11 protein-coding genes are annotated in these 23,484 nt (G+C 72.2%); 2 read left to right on the top strand and 9 right to left on the bottom strand.

Annotated elements, in window-relative coordinates; all coding sequences use genetic code 11:
• The 8 genes from ACFYTT_RS02710 to ACFYTT_RS02675 all read right to left on the bottom strand — a co-directional run bounded on the left by ACFYTT_RS02710 (position 1) and on the right by ACFYTT_RS02675 (position 21,154).
• A complete protein-coding gene (locus ACFYTT_RS02710) occupies positions 1 to 8,133 on the bottom strand; it encodes an amino acid adenylation domain-containing protein (RefSeq protein WP_387257329.1) in 8,133 nt (2,710 codons plus the stop codon).
• On the bottom strand, positions 8,130 to 11,390 hold the full coding sequence (locus ACFYTT_RS02705) for a type I polyketide synthase (RefSeq protein ID WP_387257328.1): 3,261 nt from the start codon (positions 11,388 to 11,390) through the stop codon (positions 8,130 to 8,132). The genes ACFYTT_RS02710 and ACFYTT_RS02705 overlap by 4 nt, the downstream gene beginning before the upstream one ends.
• Position 11,391: 1 nt before the next feature.
• Positions 11,392 to 16,692: an acyltransferase domain-containing protein gene (locus tag ACFYTT_RS02700; protein WP_387257327.1), complete on the bottom strand. Its 5,301-nt coding sequence runs from the start codon at positions 16,690 to 16,692 to the stop codon at positions 11,392 to 11,394.
• A gap of 471 nt (positions 16,693 to 17,163) precedes the next feature.
• Positions 17,164 to 17,841 (bottom strand): response regulator, encoded by a 678-nt coding sequence (locus ACFYTT_RS02695; protein ID WP_387257325.1) that lies wholly within the window; start codon positions 17,839 to 17,841, stop codon positions 17,164 to 17,166.
• Entirely contained in the window at positions 17,838 to 19,433 is a 1,596-nt protein-coding gene (locus tag ACFYTT_RS02690) for a sensor histidine kinase (protein WP_387257322.1), read from the bottom strand. Before ACFYTT_RS02690 ends, ACFYTT_RS02695 begins: the two co-directional genes overlap by 4 nt.
• Positions 19,430 to 19,597, bottom strand: a complete 168-nt coding sequence (locus tag ACFYTT_RS02685) for a hypothetical protein (protein ID WP_387257321.1) — start codon at positions 19,595 to 19,597, stop codon at positions 19,430 to 19,432. Before ACFYTT_RS02685 ends, ACFYTT_RS02690 begins: the two co-directional genes overlap by 4 nt.
• A 144-nt stretch (positions 19,598 to 19,741) precedes the next feature.
• Positions 19,742 to 20,110, bottom strand: a complete 369-nt coding sequence (locus ACFYTT_RS02680) for a hypothetical protein (RefSeq protein WP_387257320.1) — start codon at positions 20,108 to 20,110, stop codon at positions 19,742 to 19,744.
• A 129-nt stretch (positions 20,111 to 20,239) separates the two neighbouring features.
• Positions 20,240 to 21,154 carry an oxidoreductase gene (locus tag ACFYTT_RS02675; protein ID WP_387257319.1) on the bottom strand — a complete coding sequence of 305 codons (915 nt, stop codon included), beginning with the start codon at positions 21,152 to 21,154 and terminating at the stop codon, positions 20,240 to 20,242.
• Between the two features lie 102 nt (positions 21,155 to 21,256).
• Between ACFYTT_RS02675 and ACFYTT_RS02670 the strand changes: the two genes are divergently transcribed.
• Complete coding sequence (locus ACFYTT_RS02670) at positions 21,257 to 22,078, top strand: helix-turn-helix domain-containing protein (protein WP_131054499.1); 822 nt, start codon at positions 21,257 to 21,259, stop codon at positions 22,076 to 22,078.
• Positions 22,079 to 22,340: 262 nt separating this feature from the next.
• Positions 22,341 to 23,021 carry a lytic polysaccharide monooxygenase gene (locus ACFYTT_RS02665; RefSeq protein WP_201272429.1) on the top strand — a complete coding sequence of 227 codons (681 nt, stop codon included), beginning with the start codon at positions 22,341 to 22,343 and terminating at the stop codon, positions 23,019 to 23,021.
• Positions 23,022 to 23,094: 73 nt separating this feature from the next.
• On the opposite strand, the gene ACFYTT_RS02660 is transcribed toward ACFYTT_RS02665, so the two are convergent.
• On the bottom strand, positions 23,095 to 23,484 hold the full coding sequence (locus ACFYTT_RS02660; protein ID WP_131054498.1) for a VOC family protein: 390 nt from the start codon (positions 23,482 to 23,484) through the stop codon (positions 23,095 to 23,097).

The following is a 23,484-nucleotide window of genomic DNA, read 5'->3' as shown; positions in this document are numbered from 1 at the left end:
TCACCCTTCAATCAGTGGGGAAACCTGCGGATCCGCTGCGGGCGGGGGCAGGAGCTTGCCGATCTCGTCGGCCAGCACGGCGAGGTGGGGCTGCTGCATCACGGTGTAGTGGTCGCCCGGCACGTCGAGACGGACCCCATCGGTGACCAGGTCCATCCACGCCTGTGTGGTCTCCACGTCGGCGCCGCCGTCGCGGGCGCGCAGGAAGCAGACCCGACCGGAGTAGGGCTGCGGCTGGTGGTCGAGCAGGGCCCGGAAGTTGCGGGAGAAGCGGTCCGCGATGGCGGTGAGCGTGTCCAGGTCCACCTCGGCCGGCAGGACCTCGCGGCGGCGCGCCTCGGCGTACAACAGGTCCAGCGCCGAGTTGTCCGCCTCGGGGGTGAAGGTGGCCGGGTCGGGTCGCCACACCCGGCCGGTCAGCCCGGCCAGGTCGCGGGCCAGCCAGGACAGCAGCACCGTCTCGTCGACGGCGTCCTCGCGTCGCCGGGGCGGCTCCATGATGTCCACGGCGAGCACCACCTCGACCTCCGCCCCGGTGGCGGTGATCTGGCGGGCCATCTCCAGCGCGATCATGCCGCCCATCGACCAGCCGCCGAGACGGTATGGTCCGGCGGGGAACTCCCGCCGCACCACGTCCACGTAGTGCGCGGCGAGCTCCGCCAGGCTCTGCGGGGCCGGGTCCACGTCGGGCACCTGCAACCCGTAGAACGGCTGCCCCGGTCCCAACCGGTCGGCGAGTCCGGAGTAGCAGAGCACGTCGCCGCCGACCGGGTGGACGAAGAACACCGGGACCGCGTCCCCGCCGGTCCGGATCGGCACCAGGGCCGCCCGACGGTCCGGTGCGGAGGTGTCCCGGACCAGGTCGGCCAGGTGCCGGATCGTCGGCCGGGCGAAGAGTTCCGCAAGCGGCAGCACTCGACCGGTACGCGCCCGGATCCGCGCCATCAGGCGTACCGCGAGCAGCGAGTTGCCGCCCAGGGTGAAGAAGTTCTCGGTGACGCCCACCCGGTCCCGCGCGAAGAACTCGGCCCAGAGGTCGGCGAGTTGCCGCTCCACCTCGTCGCGGGGCAGGGCCGACTCACCCTCGGCGTCGCCGCTGTCCGGCTCCGGCAACGCCGACCGGTCGATCTTGCCGTTGGCACTCATCGGCAACTCGTCCAGGACCGTCAGGTGCTGCGGCACCATGTACTCCGGCAGCATCCGCCGCAGCGCCTGGTCGATCGCCTTGACCGCGATCTCGCCCGGCTCGGCGTGGTCCGGGTCGGCGTGGTCCGGATCGAGCACCACGTAGCCGTGCAGGCGCTTGGCGCCCTGCCTGGCACCGTGCGCGACGACGGCGGCGGAGCGTACCCCCTCGCACTGCGACAGCGCGGCCTCGATCTCCCCCAGTTCGATGCGGTAGCCCTGCACCTTGACCTGGAAGTCCTCCCGGCCGAGGAACTCGATCAGGCCGTCCGGCAGATAACGACCCAGGTCTCCCGTGCGATAGAGGCGCTCGCCGGTGAGGGGGTGGCGGACGAAGGCGGCCCGGGTGCGTTCGTCGTCGTTGAGGTAGCCCTGCGCCAGGCCGACACCGCCGATGTACAGGTCCCCGGTGACCCAGACCGGGCAGGGTTGCAGCGCGTCGTTGAGCACGTGGAACTGCTGGTTGCGCATGGGCAGGCCGTAGGGAACGCTCGCCCAGCGCGGGTCGACCGCGTCGATCGGGTACAGGATGGACCAGATCGCCGCCTCGGTCGCCCCGCCCAGGCTCCAGAGGTCGGCCTGCGGCGCGACCTGACGGAGCCGGTCCGGCAGGGTCACCGGGATCCAGTCCCCGCTCATCATCACCACCCGCAGCGGGATCGGGCGGTCCTCGGTGCGGGTCAGGACGTGTTCGGCGAACATCTCCGCCAGGGCGGGCACGCTGTTCCAGATCGTCACCCGGTGCGTGGTGACCAGTTCACACCACCGTTCCGGTTCCCGTTGCGCCTCCGGCGGGGGCAGGACGACGGCGCCACCGACACCCAGGAGTCCGAACACGTCATAGACGGAGAGGTCGAAGTTGAGGGCGGAGAGCGCCAGCACCCGGTCCTCGGCGGTCACCCCGAAGCGCTCGTTGACGTCGTCGATCGTGTTCCGCGCGCTGGTGTGGGTGATCATGACGCCCTTGGGCAGGCCCGTCGACCCGGAGGTGAAGATGACGTACGCGAGGCTGTCGGGGCTGGCCTGGCGGGCACGGGCGGACCGGCGGGTCCGGCCGGCGGGCAGGGTGTCCACGGTGGTGCGGACCACGCCCTCCGGCCACCGGGTCCGCTCCTCGACCCAGGACTGGGTGAGCACCAGCGAGATCGCCGCGCTGTCCAGCAGCAGGCGGAGCCGCTCCGGCGGGACGTGGGCGTCGACCGGCACGTAGGTGGCGCCCGCCTTGAGGACGCCGATCACGGCGACGATCTGCTCCCAGCCCTTCTCCATCACGACGCCGACCAGGGTGCCGGGGCCGGCGGCGTTGTCGGCCAGCCACTGCGCCACCCGGTCGGAGCGGCGGTCGAGTTCCCGGTAGGTCAGGCGACGGTCCGTGGTGATCACCGCCGGCCGGTCCGGGTACCGGGCCGCCGCCTGGAGGAACGGGGCGTGCAGCAGCCCCGTCGGCACCGGGCCGGTGGTGGCGTTCACCGCGCGCCGGACCGCCAGGTCCGTCTCCGGGGTCAGCACGGGGGCCGGGCGACGCCAGGTCGACTCGTCACGGCACAGGTCGCGCAACGTCCCGACGTACGCGTCGAACATCGCGTCGATCATCCCGGCCGGGAACAGTTCCTCGATCACGTCCCAGTTGACGACCAGCGCACCGGCGTCCTCGACGACCTGGTGGTCCAGCCACACCTGGGGCGTCCGGATGGAACTGGCCACCTCGCGGCCACCGGAGCCGAGGTCGAGCAGGTGCTGGGCCAGCCCGGTGGCCGCCGCGCCGTCGTCCTTGGCGGCGAAGTTCACCGTGCTGGCGAAGACCACGGGCATGGTCGCCCGGGCCGAGCCGCCACCGGCCGCGTTCAGTTCGCGCAGCACCTGCACGCCGCTGAACTGGCTGTGTTCCAGGTCGCTCCAGAGCTGCCGTTGCACGCGGACGGCGCGGGTGCCGAAGTCGTCGGTGCGGGTGCTGTCGACCTCCAGCAGCGACGTGGTGCTGAAGTTGCCGAGCATCCGGCTGACGTCCGGGTGCACCGGTGCCCGGTTGAAGAAGAGCACGTTGAGGGTGAACCGGCTGGACTTGCTCCAGGCGGCCAGCACCTGCGCGTACGCGGTGCACAGGGCCGCCGAGGCGGTGACGCCCCGGGCGGTGGCGAACTGCTTGAAGCGCGTCCAGTCGGCCGTGTCCAGGCGTGCCGACCGGTGCGTGAAGACCGGCCGGTCCACCTGGGCCGGGCTCGTGGCCAGCGGCAGCTCCGGTGCCGGGGGCAGGTGTTCCAGCCGCCGCATCCAGTACTCCCGGGCCTCGGTGTGCCGGGGCCCGCCGATCTCCTGCTCGCGGGCCAGCACGTAGTCGCGGAACGTCAGCTCCAGCGGCGGGAGCGACGCGTCGTCGCCCCGGTAGGCGGCGGCCAGTTCGCGGAAGAGCATCGACGTGCTCCAGGCGTCGATGATGAGCGCGTCGAAGCCGAAGTGCAGCCGGGTGCGGTGCGCGTCGACCCGGGTCGCCCGGACGTCGAACAACGGCCAGACCGTGGTGTCGAAGACCTGGGTGGTCATCTCGGCACGGATCTCGTCGAGCCGCTCGTCGCGTCGCCGGTCGCTCTCGGCGCGCAGGTCGACCACCCGGATGCGGTACGGCGGCACCTGCGGCAGGACCCGCTGGTGGCCCTCGGGGCTGACCACCGCCCGCAGCATGTCGTGGCGGTCCACCATCCGGCGCAGTGCCGCGCCGAGGCGGTCGACGTCGAGCTGCTCGATGTCGACCTCCAGGAAGAAGTACGTGGAGGTGTTGCCGAGTTCGAACGCGTCGGAGCGACCGACCAGGTACGCCTGTTGCAGGTCGGTGAGCGGGAACGGTGCGTACCGGTCGGCCGGGGCCGGTCGTACGGTGGTGCTCTCCGGCCGTCCGGCCGGCGCGGGCCGGTCCGTCGACGCGGCACCGCCGAGGCGGGTGTGCGCCGTCTCGGCGAGGCTGACGATGCTGCTGCCGTCCAGGAACGCCACCATCGGCAGCGAGACCCCCAAGGCGGCGGAGAGCCCCTCCTTCACCTCCAGCGCCATGAGCGAGTCCAGGCCGAGGTTCTGCACCGGCTCGTGCCGGTCGAGCCCGTCACCGTCGGCAGCGCCCAGGGCACGGGCGACGGCGTCGGCGACCAGCTTCTCGACGGTCGACCGGTCCAGCGCGCCGGTGGGCACGGCGGTCGGCGGCGGTGACGCGGCCACCGTCGGTGCGGCGGTCACGACGGCTCGGGGTGCGGGGGCGTCGGTGCGCCTGAGGTTCTCCCGGCCGGCGCGCTTGAGCAGGACACCGTCGGCGGAGACGACCGCCCGCCCCGCGTCGTCGTAGAGACGCACCTCTGCGTGCAGCGTCGCCGGGCCCGCCGTGGGCAGCAGCCGTACGTGGCAGTACGACTCGCCGCCGTACGCGGGCATGCCGTGGAAGCGGAACCGTTCGATGCCGACGAGCAGGTAGGCGGCGTCGGCCTGCCGATCGGCGGGGAGGCAGGCGAACAGGGCCTGGAACATGGCGTCGGTGAGACCCGGGTGCAGCAGATAGTCGTCGGTCTCGCCGGGATGCCCGGCACGCATCCGGGCCACCGCCTCGCCGTCACGTTGCCAGACGTGGTCCACCCACTGGGCGGACGGGCCCAGATAGAGCTTGCGGTGCCACATCCGCCGATAGAACTCGGCTCCGGTCAGCTCCCCGGCCAGGTCGGCCCGGAGTGCGGCGAGGTCGACCGGGGACTCTGGTGCCGACGGCGGCAGCAGGCCGGCGTGGCCCCGGCTGTGCAGCACCCAGGTCGGGTCCGCGTCGGAGTCCGGGTGGGCGGCGTAGTACCGGTACCCGAGGTGCCCGGTGGCGTCCGGCTCGACCAGCAGGTGGGCGTCGACGGCACGTCCGTGTTCGAGGACCAGGCTCTGGGTCACCGTGCAGTCGGTCACCTCGATCGGGCCCGGTCCGCGCAGGTGCCGGACGGCGGCCAGGGCGGCTTCCAGGTAGACGCCGATGTTCACCACCGGCAGGCCGTCCATCACGCAGTCGCCGAGGCAGGGGTGGCGTGCGGCGTCGAGCCGGGACTCGAACTGGACGACGTCCAGCGGGGACGGCACCCGGCGTCCCAGCAGCGACCGTGATGCGGTGTCCGGGACGGCCGCCGTCGTCTCCCCGGCCCGGTCGGTCGGGACGGTGCGTCCCGGTTCCGCTGCGGGATACCAGTGCCGTTCCCGGCGGAAGACGCTGGTCGGCACCGGTACCCGGCGGCGTCCCCGGCCGAGCGTGGTCCAGTCCACCGCGACGCCCCGGCTGTGCAGCGCGCCGAGGCTGTCCAGGATGGTCCGGCAGTCGTCGTGGCCCTTGCGCAGCGACGGCAGGAACAGCCGGGGCCGGTCGCCGACGGGGGCGTCGTCGATCCGCCGCACCATCGCGGCGAGCACGGGCGCGGGGCCGACCTCCAGGAAGACCGTGTGGCCGTCGTCGAGCAGGGTCCGGGCGGCATCGGCGAAGCGCACCGTGCCGCGTACGTGCTCGCGCAGGTAGCGGGCCGAGAACCCGTCGGCGCCGTGGTAGGTGCCGGTGACGTTGGAGAGCACCGGGATCCGTGGCGGGTGGTACGTCAGCGTGCCCGCCTCGCGCTCGAACTCGGCGAGCACCGGGTCCATCAGCGGCGAGTGGAAGCCACGTGTGGTGGTCAGCCGCTTGCTGCGGATCCCCTGCGACTCCAGCGTGTCGAGCAGGGTCGCCAGCGCCGCCGGCTCGCCGGAGACGACCACGTCGGCGGGGCCGTTGACCGCGGCGACCGACAGCCGCCCGGCGTACGGCGCGAGTGCCGGTTCGAGCCGGGCCGGCGGAGCCGACACGTTCGCCATCGCCCCGGCGGCGGTGGTGTGCATCAGCTGGCCGCGTCGGGTGGCCAGTCGGAGTCCGTCGGCCAGGTCGAAGACTCCGGCGAGGCACGCCGCGACCAGTTCGCCGACGCTGTGCCCGAGCAGCGCCGCCGGCACGATCCCCCAGGAGCGCCAGAGGGCGGCCAGGGCGTATTCCACCGCGAACAGCGCCGGTTGGGTGTTGCGGGTGTCGTGCAGCGGCACGGCGTCCGGCGCGACGGGTGTGGGTCCGGCGGCGGCGAGCAGCGTCTGCAGCGGCGTGTCCAGCAGCGGTCGAAGCAGTTCCGCGCACTCGTCGATGACCTGCCGGAACACCGGTTCGGTCCGGTACAGCAGGTCGGCCATGCCCGGGTACTGGGCGCCCTGGCCGGTGAGCAGGAACACCACGCCGGGTGTGGCGTGCGGCCGGGCGTGGTCGCGGCGCAGTCCGGGCGCGGTCCTCCCGGCCCGCGCCGCCCGGAGCTGGTCACGCAGGTGGGCGGCGTCGGTGCCGACGGCGGTCAGCCGGTACGGCAGGTGGGCGCGGCCGGTGGCCGCCGAGTGACAGACGTCCGCCACCGCTCCGGCACCGGCCGGCTCGGCCAGCAGTGCCTCGTAGCGGCCGGCGAGTTCGTCGAGGGCCTGCGGGGAACGGGCGGAGAGCGGGAGAAGGTGGGCGGTCCGGGGGGACTCGTCGGGCGCGGCCACCGGTTCCGGTGGTCCCTCGGCGACGATCAGGTGGGCGTTGGTGCCGCTGGCACCGAAGGAACTGAGCCCGGCGATGCGGGGGCGGTCGCCGCTGCGCCAGTCCCGGGCGGTGGTGGGGATCTCCAGCGCCATCTCGTCGAGCCCGATGTCGGGGTTGACCGTATGCAGGTGCAGGTGCGCCGGGATCCGTTGGTGGCGCAGGCTGAGCACGACCTTGATCAGACCGGCGATGCCGGCGGCCGGTTCGAGGTGACCGATGTTGGTCTTCACGGAACCCACCAGCAGGGGCTCGGCCGGGTCCCGCCGGCCGAGGACCGCGTCGGCGGCACGTAACTCGATCGGGTCGCCCAGCGGTGTGCCGGTGCCGTGCGCCTCCAGGTAGCCGACCTCCTCCGGGCGTACCGAGGCGGCCCGCAACGCTGCGCGGATCACCTCCTGCTGGGCGCTGCCGTTGGGTACGGTGATGCCGCCGCTGCGGCCGTCCTGGTTGACCGCCGAGCCCCTGATGACGGCCAGGACCCGGTCGCCCTGGGCGAGCGCGTCGGAGAGTCGCTTGAGCACCACCACCCCGCAGCCCTCGCTGCGGACGTAGCCGTCGGCTGCGGCGTCGAAGGTCTTGCACCGACCGTCGGGGGCCAGCATCCGGGCCCGCGAGGCGACGACCGACCACTCGGGCGCGAGCAGCACGTTGACGCCGCCGGCCAACGCCATCGAGGTCTCCCCCGACCGTAGGCTCTGGCAGGCGAGGTGGACGGCCACCAGGGACGACGAACAGGCGGTGTCGACGGAGAGGCTCGGCCCGGTCAGCCCGAGCCAGTACGACAGTCGGCCGGCGGCGAAGGTCGAGGCGTTGCTCGTCAGCGCGTACGCCTCCAGCGTCGCCGCGTCGACCTCGCGCATCTGGCGTTGGCAGTAGTCGTACGTGGTGACCCCGAACCAGACGCCGGTGGCCGAGCCGGCCAACCCGTCGGGTGCCTGACCGGAGTCCTCGACGGCCTCCCAGCCGACTTCGAGCAGCAGCCGTTGCTGCGGGTCGAGCCAGGCCGCCTCGCGTTGGGAGATGCCGAAGAAGGCGGCGTCGAACTGGTCGATGTCGTCGAGGAAGCCGCCCCGCCGGGTGTACATCGTGCCGGGCGTCTCCGGTGACGGGTCGTAGTAGCGGTCCACGTCCCACCGGGAGGCGGGAACCTCCGTGATCGCGTCCTCGCCCCGGTCGAGCAGGTGCCAGAACTGGTCGGGGGTGCGGACGCCGCCGGGCATCCGGCAGGCCATCCCGACGATGGCGACGGGTTCGGTCGCCGCCGCGCGGGTCGCGTCGAGTTCGTCGCGCAGACGGCGGATCTCGCGCAGGCTCTCCACCAGGATCGCCTGGCGGTCCTTGGGGCCGGTCATCGGATCTCCCCGGTGCCGGTGGACGCGTTCAGTTCCTCGGCCAACATGTCGAGCAGTTCCTCCTCGGACAGTTCCTCGACGTGTTCCACCACCCGGTGCGGTGCCACCGGCGGCGCTACGTCGAGGTCCGGTGGCGCGTCGTCGCCGGCCCCGGCGACCAGGGCGGTCAGATGCGCGGTGAGTGCCGCCACGGTCGGGTGTTCGAACATGACGGTGGCGGGGAGCCGGCGGTCCAGTGCGGCGCCGAGCCGGGCACGGATCCGGGCGGCGAGCATGGAGTCCATGCCGAGCTGCACGAAGCCGTCGTGCGGCTCGATCCGCGAGGCGTCCATCCGCAGGATGTCGCAGACCACGTCGAGGACGAGCCGACGGAGATCGTCGGCGGTTCGGGCGGTCGGCCCGGTCGTCGGGTCCGGCGAGGTATCGGTCACCTCCGGTGTGCGCGGCTCCGGTGTGGTCGGCTCGGATGCGGTGGCCGTCGGCCGGGGCCGCGTACGCGGACGGTCGGTCTGGTCGAACCAGAGCCGCTCGTGCTGCCAGGTGTATCCGGGTAGCGGCACCATCGGCACCGGGTGGGGGGCCCGGCGGCGCAGGGCGTCGGACAGTCCGTTGGCGTGCAGGGCACCGAGCACGGTGGCCAGCCCGTACGTCTCCGGTTCGTCGCGTCGCAGCGACGCCAGTGCCAGGCCGTCGCGGTCCGCGCGGTCGAAGCCCTCCTCCACCGCGCCGGTGAGGATCGGGTGCGGGCTGAGCTCGACGAAGACACCATGGTCCTCGGCGACCAGTGCCTGGACCGCCGGCCAGAACATCACCGGCGCCCGCAGGTTGCGCACCCAGTAGTCCGGGTCGAAGCCGGAGCCGTCGCACCACTGGCGGGTCACGGTGGAGAAGACGGGCACCGTGCCGGCGCGGGGACGGATCCCGGCCAACTCGGTGAGCAGGTCGTCGGTGAGGGCGTCGACCTGCGGGCTGTGCGAGGCGACGTCGACGCGTACCGGCCGGCTGAAGACGTTGTCGGCCCGCAGCCGGTCGGCGATGCGGGCCAGGGTCACCGGGTCACCGGAGAGCACCGTCGAGGTCGGGCTGTTGCAGACCGCCACCGACACCAGGTGCTCGTGCCCGGTCACCAGCTCCTCGGCGGCGGCCGTGGGCAGTGCCGCCAGCAGCATCTCGCCCTGCCCGGCGATCCGCAGCAACAACGCGCTGCGCCGGCAGACGATGCGCGCGGCGTCGTCCAGACTCAACGCCCCGGCCAGATACGCCGCGGCGATCTCGCCCATGCTGTGCCCGACCACGGCGTCCGGTTCGACACCGGCGGCGCGGTAGCGGGCGGCCAGACCGACCGCCATCGCGAACAGGGCCGGTTGGATGACGTCGATACCGGTCAGTTCGGTGCCCTCGGGCAGGCCGTGCACCGCGTCGAGGATGCTGCGGCCGAGCACCCGACGGAACGCCTCGTCGCACTCGGTCACGGCGGCGCGGAAGTGCGGGCAGTGGCGCATCAGCTCCGCGCCCATGCCGGCGCGCTGTCCACCCTGGCCCGGCACCACGAAGACGACCTTGCGTCCGGCCCGGTTGCGGGCCCGGCCACGACTGACGCCGGACGCCTCGCCGGTGTCGAGCCACTCGGTGAGCCGTCGGGCCGCCTCCTCGTGGGTGGCGGCGACCACGGTGAGTCGGTGGTCGTGCTGGGTCCGGCGGACCACGGTGGCGTACGCGATCTCGGCCAGAGGTCGGGCCAGCGCCTCGGGGCTGCGTAGATGTGTGACGTAGGCCCGCGCCATCGCGGTCAACGCCTCGGGTGCCGCCGCGGTGAGGGACAGCACGACGGGCTCGCCGTCGGACTCGTCGACGACGACCGGGGTACGCGGCTCGGGCGCCGGCCCGAGCACCACGTGGGCGTTGGTGCCGCCGGCCCCGAACGAGCTGACCGCGCCGTAGCGGCGGTCGGTGGGCACCTCCCAGCTCTGCGCGGTGCGCGGAATGAACAGCCGCGTGTCGTCGAGGTCGAGATGGGGGTTGAGTCTCTCCAGGTGCAGCAGCGGCGGGATCGCGCGGTGCCGGATGCTGAGCGCCACCTTGATCATGCCGACGATGCCCGCGCCGGCCTCCAGGTGACCGAGGTTGGTCTTGGCGGAGCCGAGCGCACACCGGTCCGTCGCGTCGGTGGCCGCGCCGTAGACCTCCCCGAGCGCCTCGACCTCGATCGGGTCGCCGAGTTCGGTGCCGGTGCCGTGTGCCTCCAGGAGGGTGACCTGCCCGGCGTTGACCTGGGCGTTGCGCAGTGCCGTGGTGATGACCGCGCGCTGGGCGTGTCCGCTGGGCGCGGTGAGGCCGTTGGTGAGGCCGTCCTGGTTGACCGCCGAGCCGGCGATCACCGCCCAGATCCGGTCCCCGGCGGCGACCGCGTCGGAGAGGCGCTTGAGCACCACCACGGCGACGCCTTCGCCCCGGCCGTACCCGTCGGCGCGGGCGTCGAAGGTCTTGCACCGGCCGTCCGGCGCCAACGGCAGCCCTCGGGCGTGTGCCTCGGTCAGGGTCGGCGAGAGGATGACGTTCATGCCGCCGACCACGGCGGTGTCGCATTCCCGCGTCCGCAGGCTCTGACCGGCCAGGTGCACGGCGACCAGCGAGGACGAGCAGGCGGTGTCCAGGGTCAGGCTCGGTCCGCGCAGGTCCAGCAGGTACGACAGCCGGTTGGCGATGATGCAGCCGACGCCGCCGACCACCGTGTACGTGTCGACGTCGGCCGGTTCGGCGAGCTGCAACTGGAGGTAGTCGGTGGCGTTGGCGCCGACGAACACTCCGGTGGCGCTGCCCCGGAGCTGGTCGCGGGTGAGGCCGGCGTTCTCCAGCGCCTCCCAGGAGGTCTCCAGGAACAGTCGCTGCTGGGGGTCCATCCGGGCCGCCTCGCGCGGGGAGATGCCGAAGAAGTACGGGTCGAAGTCCGCCACCCCGTCGATGAATCCGCCCTGGCGGAACACGTCCCCGGGCGGCGCGTCCTCGGTGTGCCACCGGTCGCGCGGCACCTCCACGATGCCGTCGACACCGTCGATCAGCGCCTGCCAGAACGTCTCCGCCGAGGTGACGCCGCCGGGCAGCCGGCACCCGATGCCGACGATCGCGAGTGGTTCGCGGGCGGAGCGTTCGAGCGCGTCGACCTTCTGCCGGAGTTGCCGGACGGCGGAGAGGGCCGCGGTCAGCGTGGCCTGTGGTCCTGGTGTGGCCGGGTCTCCCGGACGAGATCCGTCGGCCATGTCAGATCATCTCCATCCGTCGGTTGAGCTCGGCGAGTTCCGCCGCCAGCTCCGCTTCGAGGCTGTCCAGCGATTCGTCCGCAGGCGTCGGTGCCGCCGTCGGCGCGGGCTCGGGTCGGCGTGCCGCCGCCGGTTGCCGGGCGTCTTCCGGTGGGCCGAGCCGGTCGGCCAGATGGCGGGTGATCTGGTCGATGGTCGGGTGGTTGTAGATCAACGTCGCCGACAGGCGCAGGCCGGTGAGCCGTTCCAGCCGGTGCCGCAGTTCCAGCGCCATCACCGAGTCGACGCCCATGCTGCGCAGCGGCGTACCCTCGTCGAGGCGGTGTTCCGGCAGGCGGACGACCTCGGCGACGTGGGTCAGCACCGCTGCGGCCAGCAGCGCGCGACGCTGCTGCGGGTCGGTGACCTCGGCCAGGGTCGGCCCGGTGGCAAGCTGCGTCGGGGTGGTGTCGTCCGGGGACGCCTCGACGGGCAGGCCACGGGTCCGCACCAGACCGAGCCCGCGCAGATCGACCAACAGTTCCCCGTCGGAGCCGAACAGGCGTACGTCCGCGACCGGGTACCGCTCGTCGGACACCGGCCGGTGCACCGCGTGCGCCCACGCTGAGGTGCCCGGGGCCCGGTGCACGACCACGCGTTCGGCGCCGGTGCTCAGGTACGCGGTGTCCGGCGTCGCCGTGGCCAGCAGCGGCGCGAGTGCGGACTGCAGGGCGGCGTCCAGCACGGCGGGATGCACGCGGGTGTCCGGCAGCGCGGCCGTGGTGGGCGACCCGATGCGTGCCAGCGCCTCGACATCGTTGTGGCGGATCTCCAGGATTCCCTGGTAGGCGGGGCCGAAGCGCAGTCCCCGGGTGGCGAGGTCGGCATAGAAGGCGGCCCCCTCGACCAGGGTGGGCGTACGGGCGGCCACGGCGGCCGGGTCCACCGGTGGTGGTGGGTCCCCGGTGGCGGCGGTGAGCAGGACACGCATCACCGGCGTCGGTCCGTCGTCGCTGACGCCGAAGACCTGGAGCTGTGCCGGACGGGTGGTGGCGTCGAGGGTGACCTGCACCCGGCGGCTGCCCCGGTCGGGGATGGCCAGCGCCTGGCTGAACACCAGGTCGGACAGGACCGGCGGGGCGCAGGGCAGGGTCTCGGCGGCGGCGCGCAGGGCGACGTCCACATAGAGCGCGCCGGGGACGACGACCTGGCCGCCGATCCGGTGGTCCCCGATGGCGGCGGTGTCGGCGTCGTACCGCATCTGCCAGTAGTGGTGCCCGGGGACGATCGGTGAGTCCAGGCGGTCGGCGAGCACGGCCGTGGCGGCTCCGGTCGGCGCGGCGACGGGCGGGGGCGTGTCGCCGCCGTCGAAGCCGGCCATGCCCTCCGGCCAGTACCGCTCCCGCTGCCAGGGGTAGGGCGGCAGGGTGACCCGAGCGTCGCCGGGGGTGAGTGCCCGGTCGAGCGCGACCGGGACACCGGCCACGTGCAGGGCGCCGAGGGTGGACAGCAGGGTGTCCCGTTCCGGTTCGTGCCGACGCATGCTGGGCAGGACGGTGACGGTGCCGTCGGAGGCGGCGACCACCTGTTCGACCGCCGGCAGCAGGATGGGGTGTGGGCTGGCCTCCACGAACACGCCGGCACCGTCGGCCAGCAGTCGGGCGATCTGGTCGCCGAAGAGCACCGGTTCGCGCAGGTTGTCGACCCAGTAGTCGGGCGAGAGGTCGGTGCCGTGCACGACCGTGCCGGTGACCGTGGAGTACAGCGGGAGGCGGGCGGCATGGTGGGTGAGCCCGTCGAGCGCGGCCAGCAGGTCGTCGCGGAGCACGTCCATCTGCGGGCTGTGCGAGGCGACGTCGACGTTGACCCACCGGCAGAACACGGCGGCGCGTTCCAGCGTCTCGGCGATCCCGGTAAGGGCCGCCACGTCACCGGAGAGCACGGTGGAGCGGGGGCTGTTGTTCACCCCGATGGACACCACCGCCTCGTGTCCGCTGATCGCCTCCCGGGCCTCGTCGACGGTCAGTTCCACGGCGAGCATCGCGCCCTGGCCGCTGAGCCGGCGCATCAGCCGGCTGCGTCGGCAGATGATCTGCGCGGCGTCGTCCAGGCTGAGGATGCCGGCGACGTGTGCGGCGGCGACCTCGCCCATGCTGTGGCCGACGACGGCGTCGGGGGTCACTCCCCAGGCACGCCACTGTGCCGCGAGCGCGACCTGCACCGAGAAGAGCAGGGGCTGCACCACGTCGATCGGGCCGAAACTCGCGGCGTCGGGCGGCTGGCGCAGCAGGTCGCGGACCGACCGGCCCAGGTGCGGGCGGCAGGCGGCGTCGCAGGCGCGGATCGCGGCGTCGAACGCCTCCGCGCGGCCCAGCAGACCCTGCCCCATACCCACCCACTGGGAGCCCTGACCGGGGAAGACGAACACGGTACGCGGCGGCGCGTCGACCGCCCGGTCGCTCACGGCGAGGCCGACGACGTGTTCACCGGCGGCGAACCGGCCCAGGTGCTCGGCGAGTTCGGGCACCTGGTGGGCGACCACCGCGAGCCGGTGCGACTGTCCGGAACGGCGGAGCGCGGCGGCGGCCAGGTCGGCCATGGAGGGTGGGTGTTCCGCCGGGGTGCCGATCGCGGCGGCGACCTGCCGGGCCAGGTCGCGCAGCGCCTGCGGGTGCTGCGCGGAGAGGGTCACCAGTTCCGCGGTGTCCTCGTGGTGGCCGGGCGGGCGGACGTCGAGGCCGAGGGCGCGGCACTCGGCCAGCGTTTCCGCCAGGCCGTGGTCGTCGTCGCGGCGCAGGGTGGGCAGCGCCTGCGCGGGCCGGTCGACGTTCTCGACGCTCTGCCGCAGCGCGGGCAGCAGCACCGGAGCGGCACTGATCTCCAGGAACAGGTCGTGGCCGTCGTCGAGGAGGAACCGGACGGCGTCGGCGAGCAGCACCGGCTGGCGCAGGTTCCGGACGAAGTAGTCGGCGTCGGCCTGCCGCCAGTCGAGCGGACGGCCGGTCACCGTCGAGATCATCGGTAGGCGTCCGGGGCGCGGGGTGAGCCCGGCCAACGCGGTCCGCAGGTCGTCGCTGACCAGGTCGATCGCCGGCCCGTGCGCGGCCAGGTCGACCCGGATCAACGAGCAGAGCACCCCGTCGGCCTTCCACTGCGCGACGAGCGTCCGCAGCGTCTCCCGGTCACCGGTGAGGGCGGTGGAGCGGGGTCCGTTCTCGGCGGCGACCACGGCGGCGAGGCCGCGCTCGGTGAGCAGGGCGGTCACCTCGGCGGCGGAGAGTTCGACCAGTGCCATCCCGCCGCCGGTGCCGGCCACCCGCCGCTGCTGGTCGCTGTAGTGGTGGATGAGGTGCACCGCGGCGGTGAGGTCGAGGATGCCGGCGATGACCGCGGCGGCCACCTCGCCGAGACTGTGTCCGACGACCGCGTCCGGCCGTATCCCCCTGTCCTCCAGCCAGGCGGCCAGGCCGACCTGGACGGCGAACAGCAGTGGCTGCATGACGCCCACGTCCTCGGCGTCCTCGCGGCCCCGGTCCCGGAACATCTCCTCGACCAGGGATATGCCGGTCAGGCGGTGGAACTCGTGGTCGCACCGCCGCACCACGGCACGGAAGACCGGTTCCGTCCGGTAGAGGTCGCGGCCCATGCCCGTCCACTGCTGACCGTACGGGGAGCAGACGAAAGCGACCCGGGGACGGGTGCCCTCGGGTCGGGTTCTCTCGACGGGCGGCACCGTCATCCGGGCGGGTTCTGTCCAGCCCTCCAGCACGAGGTGCACGTTGGTGCCGCCCCAGCCGAACGCGCTCACGCCGGCCAGCGGCGGCTGCTGCGCCGGCCACGGCTCCACCTCGGTGGGTACGCGCAGCCGCAGGTCGTCGAAGGCGATGTGCGGGTTGGGCCGGTCGAAGTGCAGGTTCGGCGGGATCGCCCGGTGCCGCAGCACCAGGACGGCCTTGAGCAGGCCGGCGACGCCCGCCGCGCCTTCCAGGTGCCCGATGTTGGTCTTGACCGAGCCGATGACCAGGCTCTGCTGCGGTGGCCGGTCGGCGCAGAGCACCGCGCTGAGGGCGCCAGCCTCGATCGGGTCGCCGAGCATCGTGCCGGTGCCGTGCGTCTCGACGTAGTGCACCTCGCCCGGGTCGACGCCCGCCCGCCGGTACGCCTCGCGCAGCACCTCCTCCTGCGCGACGGGGTTCGGTGCGGTGAGGCCGTTGCTGCGGCCGTCGTTGTTGGTCGCGGAGCCCCGGATCGTGCAGTAGATGTCGTCGCCGTCGGCCAGCGCCAGGCGCAGGGGCCTGAGCACCAGCGCGACGGCGCCCTCCCCTCGGCCGAAGCCGTCCGCGTCGGCGGAGAACGCCTTGCACCGGCCGTCGGGCGCCAGCCCGCCGAAGCGGGTCAGCGCCACCATGGACGTGGGGTCGAGCAGCAGGTTGACCCCACCGGCGATGGCCGTCGTGGACTCTCCCGCCCAGATGCTCTGGCAGGCCAGGTGCACGGCGAGCAACGACGATGAGCAGGCGCTGTCGACCACGACGCTGGGTCCGCGCAGCCCGAGGGCGTACGACAGCCGGTTGGCCACCATGTTGAGCGCACGTCCGGTCGCCGAGTGCGAGGTCAGCCGGGACGCGGCACGCTGGGCCAGGTCGGCGAAGTCGTGCCAGATGGCGCCGACGAAGACGCCCGTACGGCTACCGTCGAGTCGCCCGTCGGCCAGGCCGGCGTCCTCCATCGACTCCCACGCGACCTCCAGGAAGAGTCGCTGCTGGGGGTCCATCTCCTGGGCCTCGCGGGGCGAGATGCCGAAGAACAGTGGATCGAAGCCGTCGATGCGGCCGGGGAGGAACCCGGCCTGCGCGGTGACGGCCGTCGCCGGGTCGGCCGGTCCCCCACCGACCGGTGACTCCGGGTTCCATCGGTCCGGCGGCACCTGACGCACCGCGTCCGACCCGTCGAGCAGGGCACGCCAGAACTGGGCGGGTCCGTCACCGGCCGGTAGCCGGCAGGAGAGGCCGACGACGGCGATCGGGTCGTTGATGGTCGTCGGCGCGGCGGCGGGTGCCGCGATTCCGGTGACACGGACGCCGTCGAGCACGCCCTCCAGCAGGCCGGTCGTCAGGCTGCGGACGGTCGGTCTGGCGAACAGCAGCGTCACCGGCACCGGTCGGCCGAGCAGGTCGGCCAGAGCCTTCACGAGATGCGTCGCCCGCAGCGAGTCCAGCCCGTAGCTGGAGAATTTGTCGTCCTGCCTGATGGTGGCGGGATCACGACCTACGAGGCGGCCGATTTCCGCGAGGAGCCAGTCGGCCAATTCGTCGTAGCGCATCGGCGCAGAGGAATTCCTGTCTTCCGCCGTCAATTCTTACCCCCGTCGGGCAAAGCGGTTAACCGAGCTCTTGACTCATGAACATCAGCCAGCGCACCGCACGTTACAAGCTGCGTTTAAGGGATGTCAAGGAGCTTGACATAACCATCCGATTCGCGCTTTATGAGGGGATATTTCTGCCCGCCACCCACAAGGAATGGCCGTTTTGTCCGGAATAATGTTACAGGTGCCGCCGAACGGGTTCTTCTGCCGTTAACGCAAATATCCATCTTCCCGACATAGCCCGTGAAATTCTGGCGGTCCGCATTTCGCCTTGTCAGGGGAGGGCCGGGCCGGCGTCCGAGCGCGATGCACGACGACTTCCACACAAAACAACGGCACAGTGATTTACGCGCTTGACCGCGATGTGAACGATTGATAGAAGGGCCGGTCGACGCGGTCGGCAACCCGGTTGCCGCACACGCGTTCCGGTCAGCGTGGCGAGTCCGCCTGCGGCTCCAACAGCCCGGCCCGTTGTGCCAACATCGCGGCCTGCACCCGGTTGTCGCAGCCGAGTTTGGCGAACACCCGGTAGACGTGCGTCTTGACGGTGCCCTCGGAGACGAACAGCCGCTGGCCGATCTCGGCGTTCGACAGGCCCTGGGCCACCAGGACCAGGACCTCGCGTTCCCTCATGCTGAGCATGCCCACCTTGACCAGGTCCTCCTCCGGCCGCACGGTCGCGGCGGGTAGCCGGTCGAGGACCTGACGGGTGATCTTCGGGGACAGGTAGGCGTTGCCGGTCGCGGCGGCGCGGATCGCGTACGCGAGTTCGTCGGCGGCCGACTCCTTGAGCAGGAAGCCGGCCGCACCGGCGGAGAGCGCCTGCGCCACGTACTCGTCCTGACCGAAGGTCGTCAGCATCACCACCTGGACGGCCGGCACCAGAAGGCGGATCTCCCGGAGCGCGGCCAGACCGTCGAGAGCCGGCATCTGGATGTCCAGCAGCGCCACGTCCGGACGCTGCCGCACGGCCTGCTCGACGGCGGCCCGCCCGTCTGCGACCTCGGCGATCAGGTCGATGTCGGCGGCCGGGTGCAGGATCGTCCGGATCGCGGTACGGATCAGCGAGTCGTCGTCGGCCAGCAGGACCCGCCGGGGTGCGGTCATGACGGCTGCTCCTGGAAGATCTGCTTGTCGACGAGCACCCCGTCGCGGAAGCAGAACCGGTAGAGGGTCTGGCCGAGGTCGGCGTCGGTGTCGTGCCGGTCCAGGATAGACGCCTGGTAGTCGACGCAGACGGCACCGGGTACGTCCCGACCACCGACGACCCCGGCCACCGCCGCGTCGGCATCCGGCAGCAGATCGCGTACCTCGGCTTCGGACTGTCCGATCCGGACCGCATCGTAGGTGTCGCGGTCGACGATGACCAGCGCCGTCATCAGCCAGATCCCCGCCACGCAGAGCACCAGGCAACCGGCGACGGACAGCGCGGTCGCGGCGAGGACGAGCCGGGACCGGCGGCGGTCGCGCTCCATCAGCACCGCGAAGTCGGCCTCCGGCTCGGCGGCGGGCGGCGGCCGGTGCGCGGCGGTGGGCGCAGCGCGTTCGTCACCCGGGTACGGCAACGTGGCCGCCAGCCGGAACCCGCCGTCCAGGGTCGACCCGTGATAGAGCATGCCGCCGGCGACCCGGACCCGTTCGGTCAGCCCGAGCAGTCCCTGACCGGAGGTGGCCCGCACGACCCCCCGCCCCACGGTGTTGGTCACCCCGGCTACCAGCGCGTCCGGCTCGTACCGCAGCGACAGCACGATCGCGCCGCCCTGGGCATGGCGCAGCGCGTTGGTCAGGCCCTCCTGGATCACCCGGTACGCGGCGTGCTCGGTCAGTGCCGCCAGCGGTCGGGACTCCCCCTCCCGGACGATCTCCACCTCGGCACCGGAGGCACGTGCCTGCGTGGCGAGGTCGTCCAGGCCGGTCAGTGGGCGCACCGTGGACTGGCTGTCGTCCTGCCCCAGGATGCCGAGGATCTGCCGCAACTCGGTCATCGCCGCCGAGGACGTCTGGCGGACCAGGTCGGCGGCCTCGGATCGCCCGTCGTCGTCGGCCGTGCGCAGCATCCCTGCGTAGAGCGAGATCAGCGTGAGCTTGTGTCCCAGCGAGTCGTGCAGGTCCCGCGCGATGCGGGCCCGCTCCCGCGTCTGCGCCCGCCGGGCCACCTCACCCTGCTGGCGGTGCAACTGCACGTTGCGGTGGTGCAGGGCTGCCAACAGCACCCGCCGGCGACGGACCAGCCGCGCGACACCGGCCGGCAAGGCCGCCATCAGCACGAACAACGCCGAGTACATCACCACCAGGTCCACGCCCAGCGGGTCCGTCCATACGATGGACCCCACGAAGCAGACCCAGGCCAGCACCAGCCCGGCCGCGACCTGCCACCACCGGGCGAGGCGGTAGCCGAGCGAGGCGCTCAGCACCACGAGCAGCAGGCCGCTCGGCCCGCCGGTGCCCAGACCGACCAGAGCCGCGGCGACGTAGGCCGGCAGCGGACTGGTCAACCGCAGCACCATCAGGATCGGCGTGGTCACCGCGACCAGCCACGGCATCGACGGGTACCAGTCGGTGACGGCCGCCGCGATCGTCGCCGCCACGGTCACCAGCAGCACCAGGGCGATCTCGTAGACCCACCGCCACACCCCGTTCAGACCGGCCCGCTCCCGCCACCGGGTCACCCACAGCCACGTGTGACTGCCCACGGTCATCGGGTCGGTCCTCGCCCTCGGGTCTCGTCGTGGCCGATCCGGTCGACCGCCTCGTACGCCTCCAGCAGCCCGGCACCGGTCCGCCTCCGGTAGATCCTGGCCGACGACGCCCAGCCCGCGCTGTCGAGGGTGTCCCGTACCTCCGCGTGCACGATCGCTGTCATGCTCCACAGTGTCGCGACAGCCGGTCCGGGTCGGCGTCTGGCGGACGACGGAACCACGCCTCGCACTTTCGTTGACCCGCGTCCGTCACGAGAAGCCGCCCGGGCGGCGAACACCCGGGCGGCGGCTTTCTCTCCGTGTCCCGCTCATTCGGGAATGGTGATGCCCCGTTTCTCGGCCAGGGTCCCGTCGACGAAGCAGAATCGCCACAACTCCGGGCCCGGTTCGCCCAACGGCGCCACGGTGTAATAGATGCACGAGGCGCCGGCCGGGATGCCCTGCCGCCCCGGGTCGTCGGGGTAGAGGTCCTTGTCGCGCATCCCGCTCAGCGGCTCGGGCAGGGCGGTGCGGACGTCCGCTTCCGCCGCCCCCACCTGCTGCGCGTCGAACTGCTCCCGCGTGACGCCGGCACCGAGCACCTCCTTGCCCAGCGCGATCGCCTGGTAGACGGTCCACCCGATGCCACCGCACAGGACCACGATGACGGCGGCGATGACGAGGCCGACTTTTCGCATGACAGTTCCTCCGTCGTGATGGGGAGGTCCAGCGTCTCGGGAATCGACCGCCGAATCGTCAGTGCTTCGTCGGATCCGCGACGCGGCGCGGTACGACGAAAGTGCGACCGCGCTCTGTCCGCCACCGGCTCACAGATATCGGACGCCGGTCAGCCGGGCCGCCTCCGCCCACATCCGCCGGCCGTTCTCCGGGTCCTGTGCCGTCGCGCTCGCCCGCACCTCGGTGACCGGCCCACGGATCTCCTGGAAACCGCGCGGCCCGAAGAACTGCCCACCGCGTACGCCCGTCGCGGTGGCCGCGTGGAGCTGGGGTCTGGCACCCGCCTCGACTCGGCTGATCAGCAGCGGGCTGAGTCGACCCACGGCACGCAGGAGCACGGAGCGGTTGGCCAACGCGCGGGGGGTGAGGTTGGTCCGGGTCATCCCGGGATGGGCGAGCACGCTGATCACCGGTGACCCGCAGGCACGCAGCCGACGGTCCAACTCCAGGCCGAGGATGGTCGCGACCAGCTTGGACCTCGAGTACGCCGTCGGGCCGTGGTAGGACTTCTCGGAGTTCAGGTCGGCGAGGTCCAGGCCGCGCCGCCGGTGCACGATCGACGAGACGGTGACCACCCGAGGCTGCCGTCCGGCGGTCAACCGGTCGAGCAGCAGGCCGGTCAGCGCGTACGGGCCGAGTGCGTTGGTCCCCATCTGCATGTCGAATCCGTCCGCCGTCGGGGCCGGACGGGCGCCGGTCAGCGCCACCCCGGCGTTGTTGACGAGCAGGTCGAGCGGTCCGGGCAGGGCGGCGGCGAAGGCGCGGACGGAGTCGAGCGAGGCCAGGTCCAGTCTCCGCACCTCGACGTCGGCCCCCGGCACCCGGCGTCGGATGTCGAGGGCGGTCTGTTCACCGGCCGCGACGTCGCGCACGGCGAGCAGCACCGAGGCGCCGTGGCGGGCCAGTTCCAGGGCCGTGACCCGCCCCACGCCCGAGTTCGCCCCGGTCACCACCGCCCGGCGTCCCTGCTGGTCGGGAATCTGTTCTTCGGTCCAGTTCGGCATGGTCGTCGACGCTAGGAGGTGGCGCGGTCGGCCGGAGAGACCTCGCCAACCTGGGACCACCGGACCTACCCTGCGGCCGGACCGGACCGGCAGACTCGGGGGGTGACCACGGCCTACGCCCGCGAGTTGGCGGACTTCCTGCGCAACCGCCGCTCCCGGCTGCGGCCGGAGGATCTCGGTCTGACTCCCGGGCCGCGCCGCCGGGTCGCCGGCCTGCGCCGCGAGGAGTTGGCCCTGCTCGCGGGCGTGAGTACCGACTACTACCAACGTCTGGAGCAGGGACGCGACGTGCGCCCCTCCGACGACGTGCTGACCGGCATCGCCCGCGCGCTCGCCCTCAACGCCGAGGAGACCCGTCACCTGCACGCGCTGGCCCGCCGGGCGCAGCGGCCGCCGACTCCCCGGCGCCGTTCCCGGGAGACCGTCCCGGAGAGCATCCACCGGCTGCTGCACAGCCTGCACACCCCGGCCGTGGTGGTCAGCCGTCATCTGGACCTGCTCGCCTGGAACAGGATGGCCACGGCGCTCTACCCGGGCATCGGCCCGGGCAACGTGCTGATCGACATGTTCACCCATGCCGAGGCGCGCGACCGGTGCGCCGGGTGGCGGGAGACGGTGCTGGACTATCTGGGCTTCCTGCGCGCGGCGGTGGCCGTCGATCCGGAGCACCCGCGCGCGCAGGAGATCGTCGGCACGTTGACCATCCGCAGCGAGGAGTTCGGCAGGCTCTGGGCCCGTCACGACGTACGCGAGTCGGTCCACGGCAGCAAGGTCTTCGCCCATCCCCAGGTCGGGGAGTTGCGTCTGGACTGGGACGCGTACACGCCGCCGGGACGCACCGGGCCGATCCTGATCGCCTACACCGCCGCACCGGGCAGTGCCGCCGCCGAGCGGCTGTCGCTGCTCGCCGCGTACGCCGGGTGACGGCGGCGACCCACCCCGACCACAGCAGTGCGAACCGGACAGGAATCGACTTCCGGAAATCTAATCTCGGGCGATCGGCGAGCCTGGTCCATCCATCCTGAAAGCCCCGCTGAGCTGCGATTGCGGGCGACTCGGACCAACCGCATCCAGTCCGCCCACATCGATCTTTCATCGACCATCGTTGATAATCGGAAACATCGGTGTAATGCTGGGCCTTGGAAGCGCTCCCACATCGATCCGATCGCTGAACGGAGGACGTAACGTGCGTTCACACAAGCCCGACCAATCCGGCCCGCGAGTCCGGCCCGCTGCCCGCCAGCCCCTTCGGGCGCTCGTACTGCTGCTCGCCCTGGTGGCCGGGATGATCCCCTGGGTCGGGACCGCACAGGCCCACGGCACCATCATCAACCCGGCGTCGCGGGCGTACCAGTGCTGGCAGACCTGGGGCAGCAACCACACGAACCCGGCCATGCAGCAGCAGGACCCCATGTGCTGGCAGGCGTTCCAGTCCAACCCGGACACCATGTGGAACTGGATGAGCGCGCTGCGGGACGGGCTGGGCGGCAACTTCCAGGCCCGCACTCCCGACGGGCAGCTGTGCAGCAACGGCCTGTCCCGGAACAACAGCCTGAACCAGCCCGGGGCGTGGAAGCGGACCAACATCAGCAACAACTTCACGGTCCAGCTGCACGACCAGGCGAGCCACGGCGCCGACTACTTCCGGGTGTACGTCAGCAAGAACGGGTTCAACCCCGCCACCCAGACCCTCGGCTGGGGGAACCTGGACTTCATCACGCAGACCGGGCGCTACGCCCCGGCTCAGAACATCACCTTCAACGTCTCGACGTCCGGATACACCGGACACCACATCGTGTTCGTCATCTGGCAGGCTTCCCACCTCGACCAGGCGTACATGTGGTGCAGCGACGTGAACTTCGGCTGATCCGGTAACACCGCCCACTGCGGCATCGGCTCCGGCTCGGGACCTGTCCCGGGCCGGAGCCGCCGCGTACCCGCTACTTCATCGCGGCGATCTGGATCAGGTTGCCGCAGGTGTCGTCGAGCACGGCGGTGACCACCGGGCCCAGGTCGGTCGCGTCCTGGACGAACCGCACACCCAGCCCCTTGAGGCGTTCGACCTCGGCGTGGACGTCCTCGACGGCGAACTGGGTGTACGGGATACCGTCGGCGACCAGCGCCTCCTTGAAGGGTCGGGCCGCCGGGTGGCCCTCCGGCTCCAGCAGCAGTTCCACGCCGTCCGGGTCGGCCGCGGACACCACGGTGAGCCAGCGCGCCTCACCGGCCGGCACGTCGGTCTTCTTCACGAAGCCCAGCTTCTCGGTGTAGAAGGCGAGCGCCTTCGCCTGGTCGTCGACCACCACGCTGGTGATGTTGATGCGAAGCAC

Source organism: Micromonospora sp. NPDC003816 (genome assembly GCF_042874705.1).
In the GTDB taxonomy this organism is placed as follows: domain Bacteria; phylum Actinomycetota; class Actinomycetes; order Mycobacteriales; family Micromonosporaceae; genus Micromonospora.
Note: the sequence above shows the minus strand (reverse complement) of the source record. Positions and strands in the feature narration are given on the sequence as shown.

Coding starts and splice junctions, on each gene's coding strand:
- ACFYTT_RS02700 (WP_387257327.1), bottom strand. CDS start 16,692: ATGCGCTACGACGAATTGGCCGACTGGCTCCTCGCGGAAATCGGCCGC.
- ACFYTT_RS02695 (WP_387257325.1), bottom strand. CDS start 17,841: ATGACCGCACCCCGGCGGGTCCTGCTGGCCGACGACGACTCGCTGATC.
- ACFYTT_RS02680 (WP_387257320.1), bottom strand. CDS start 20,110: ATGCGAAAAGTCGGCCTCGTCATCGCCGCCGTCATCGTGGTCCTGTGC.
- ACFYTT_RS02710 (WP_387257329.1), bottom strand. CDS start 8,133: ATGACCGGCCCCAAGGACCGCCAGGCGATCCTGGTGGAGAGCCTGCGC.
- ACFYTT_RS02690 (WP_387257322.1), bottom strand. CDS start 19,433: ATGACCGTGGGCAGTCACACGTGGCTGTGGGTGACCCGGTGGCGGGAG.
- ACFYTT_RS02675 (WP_387257319.1), bottom strand. CDS start 21,154: ATGCCGAACTGGACCGAAGAACAGATTCCCGACCAGCAGGGACGCCGG.
- ACFYTT_RS02705 (WP_387257328.1), bottom strand. CDS start 11,390: ATGGCCGACGGATCTCGTCCGGGAGACCCGGCCACACCAGGACCACAG.
- ACFYTT_RS02685 (WP_387257321.1), bottom strand. CDS start 19,597: ATGACAGCGATCGTGCACGCGGAGGTACGGGACACCCTCGACAGCGCG.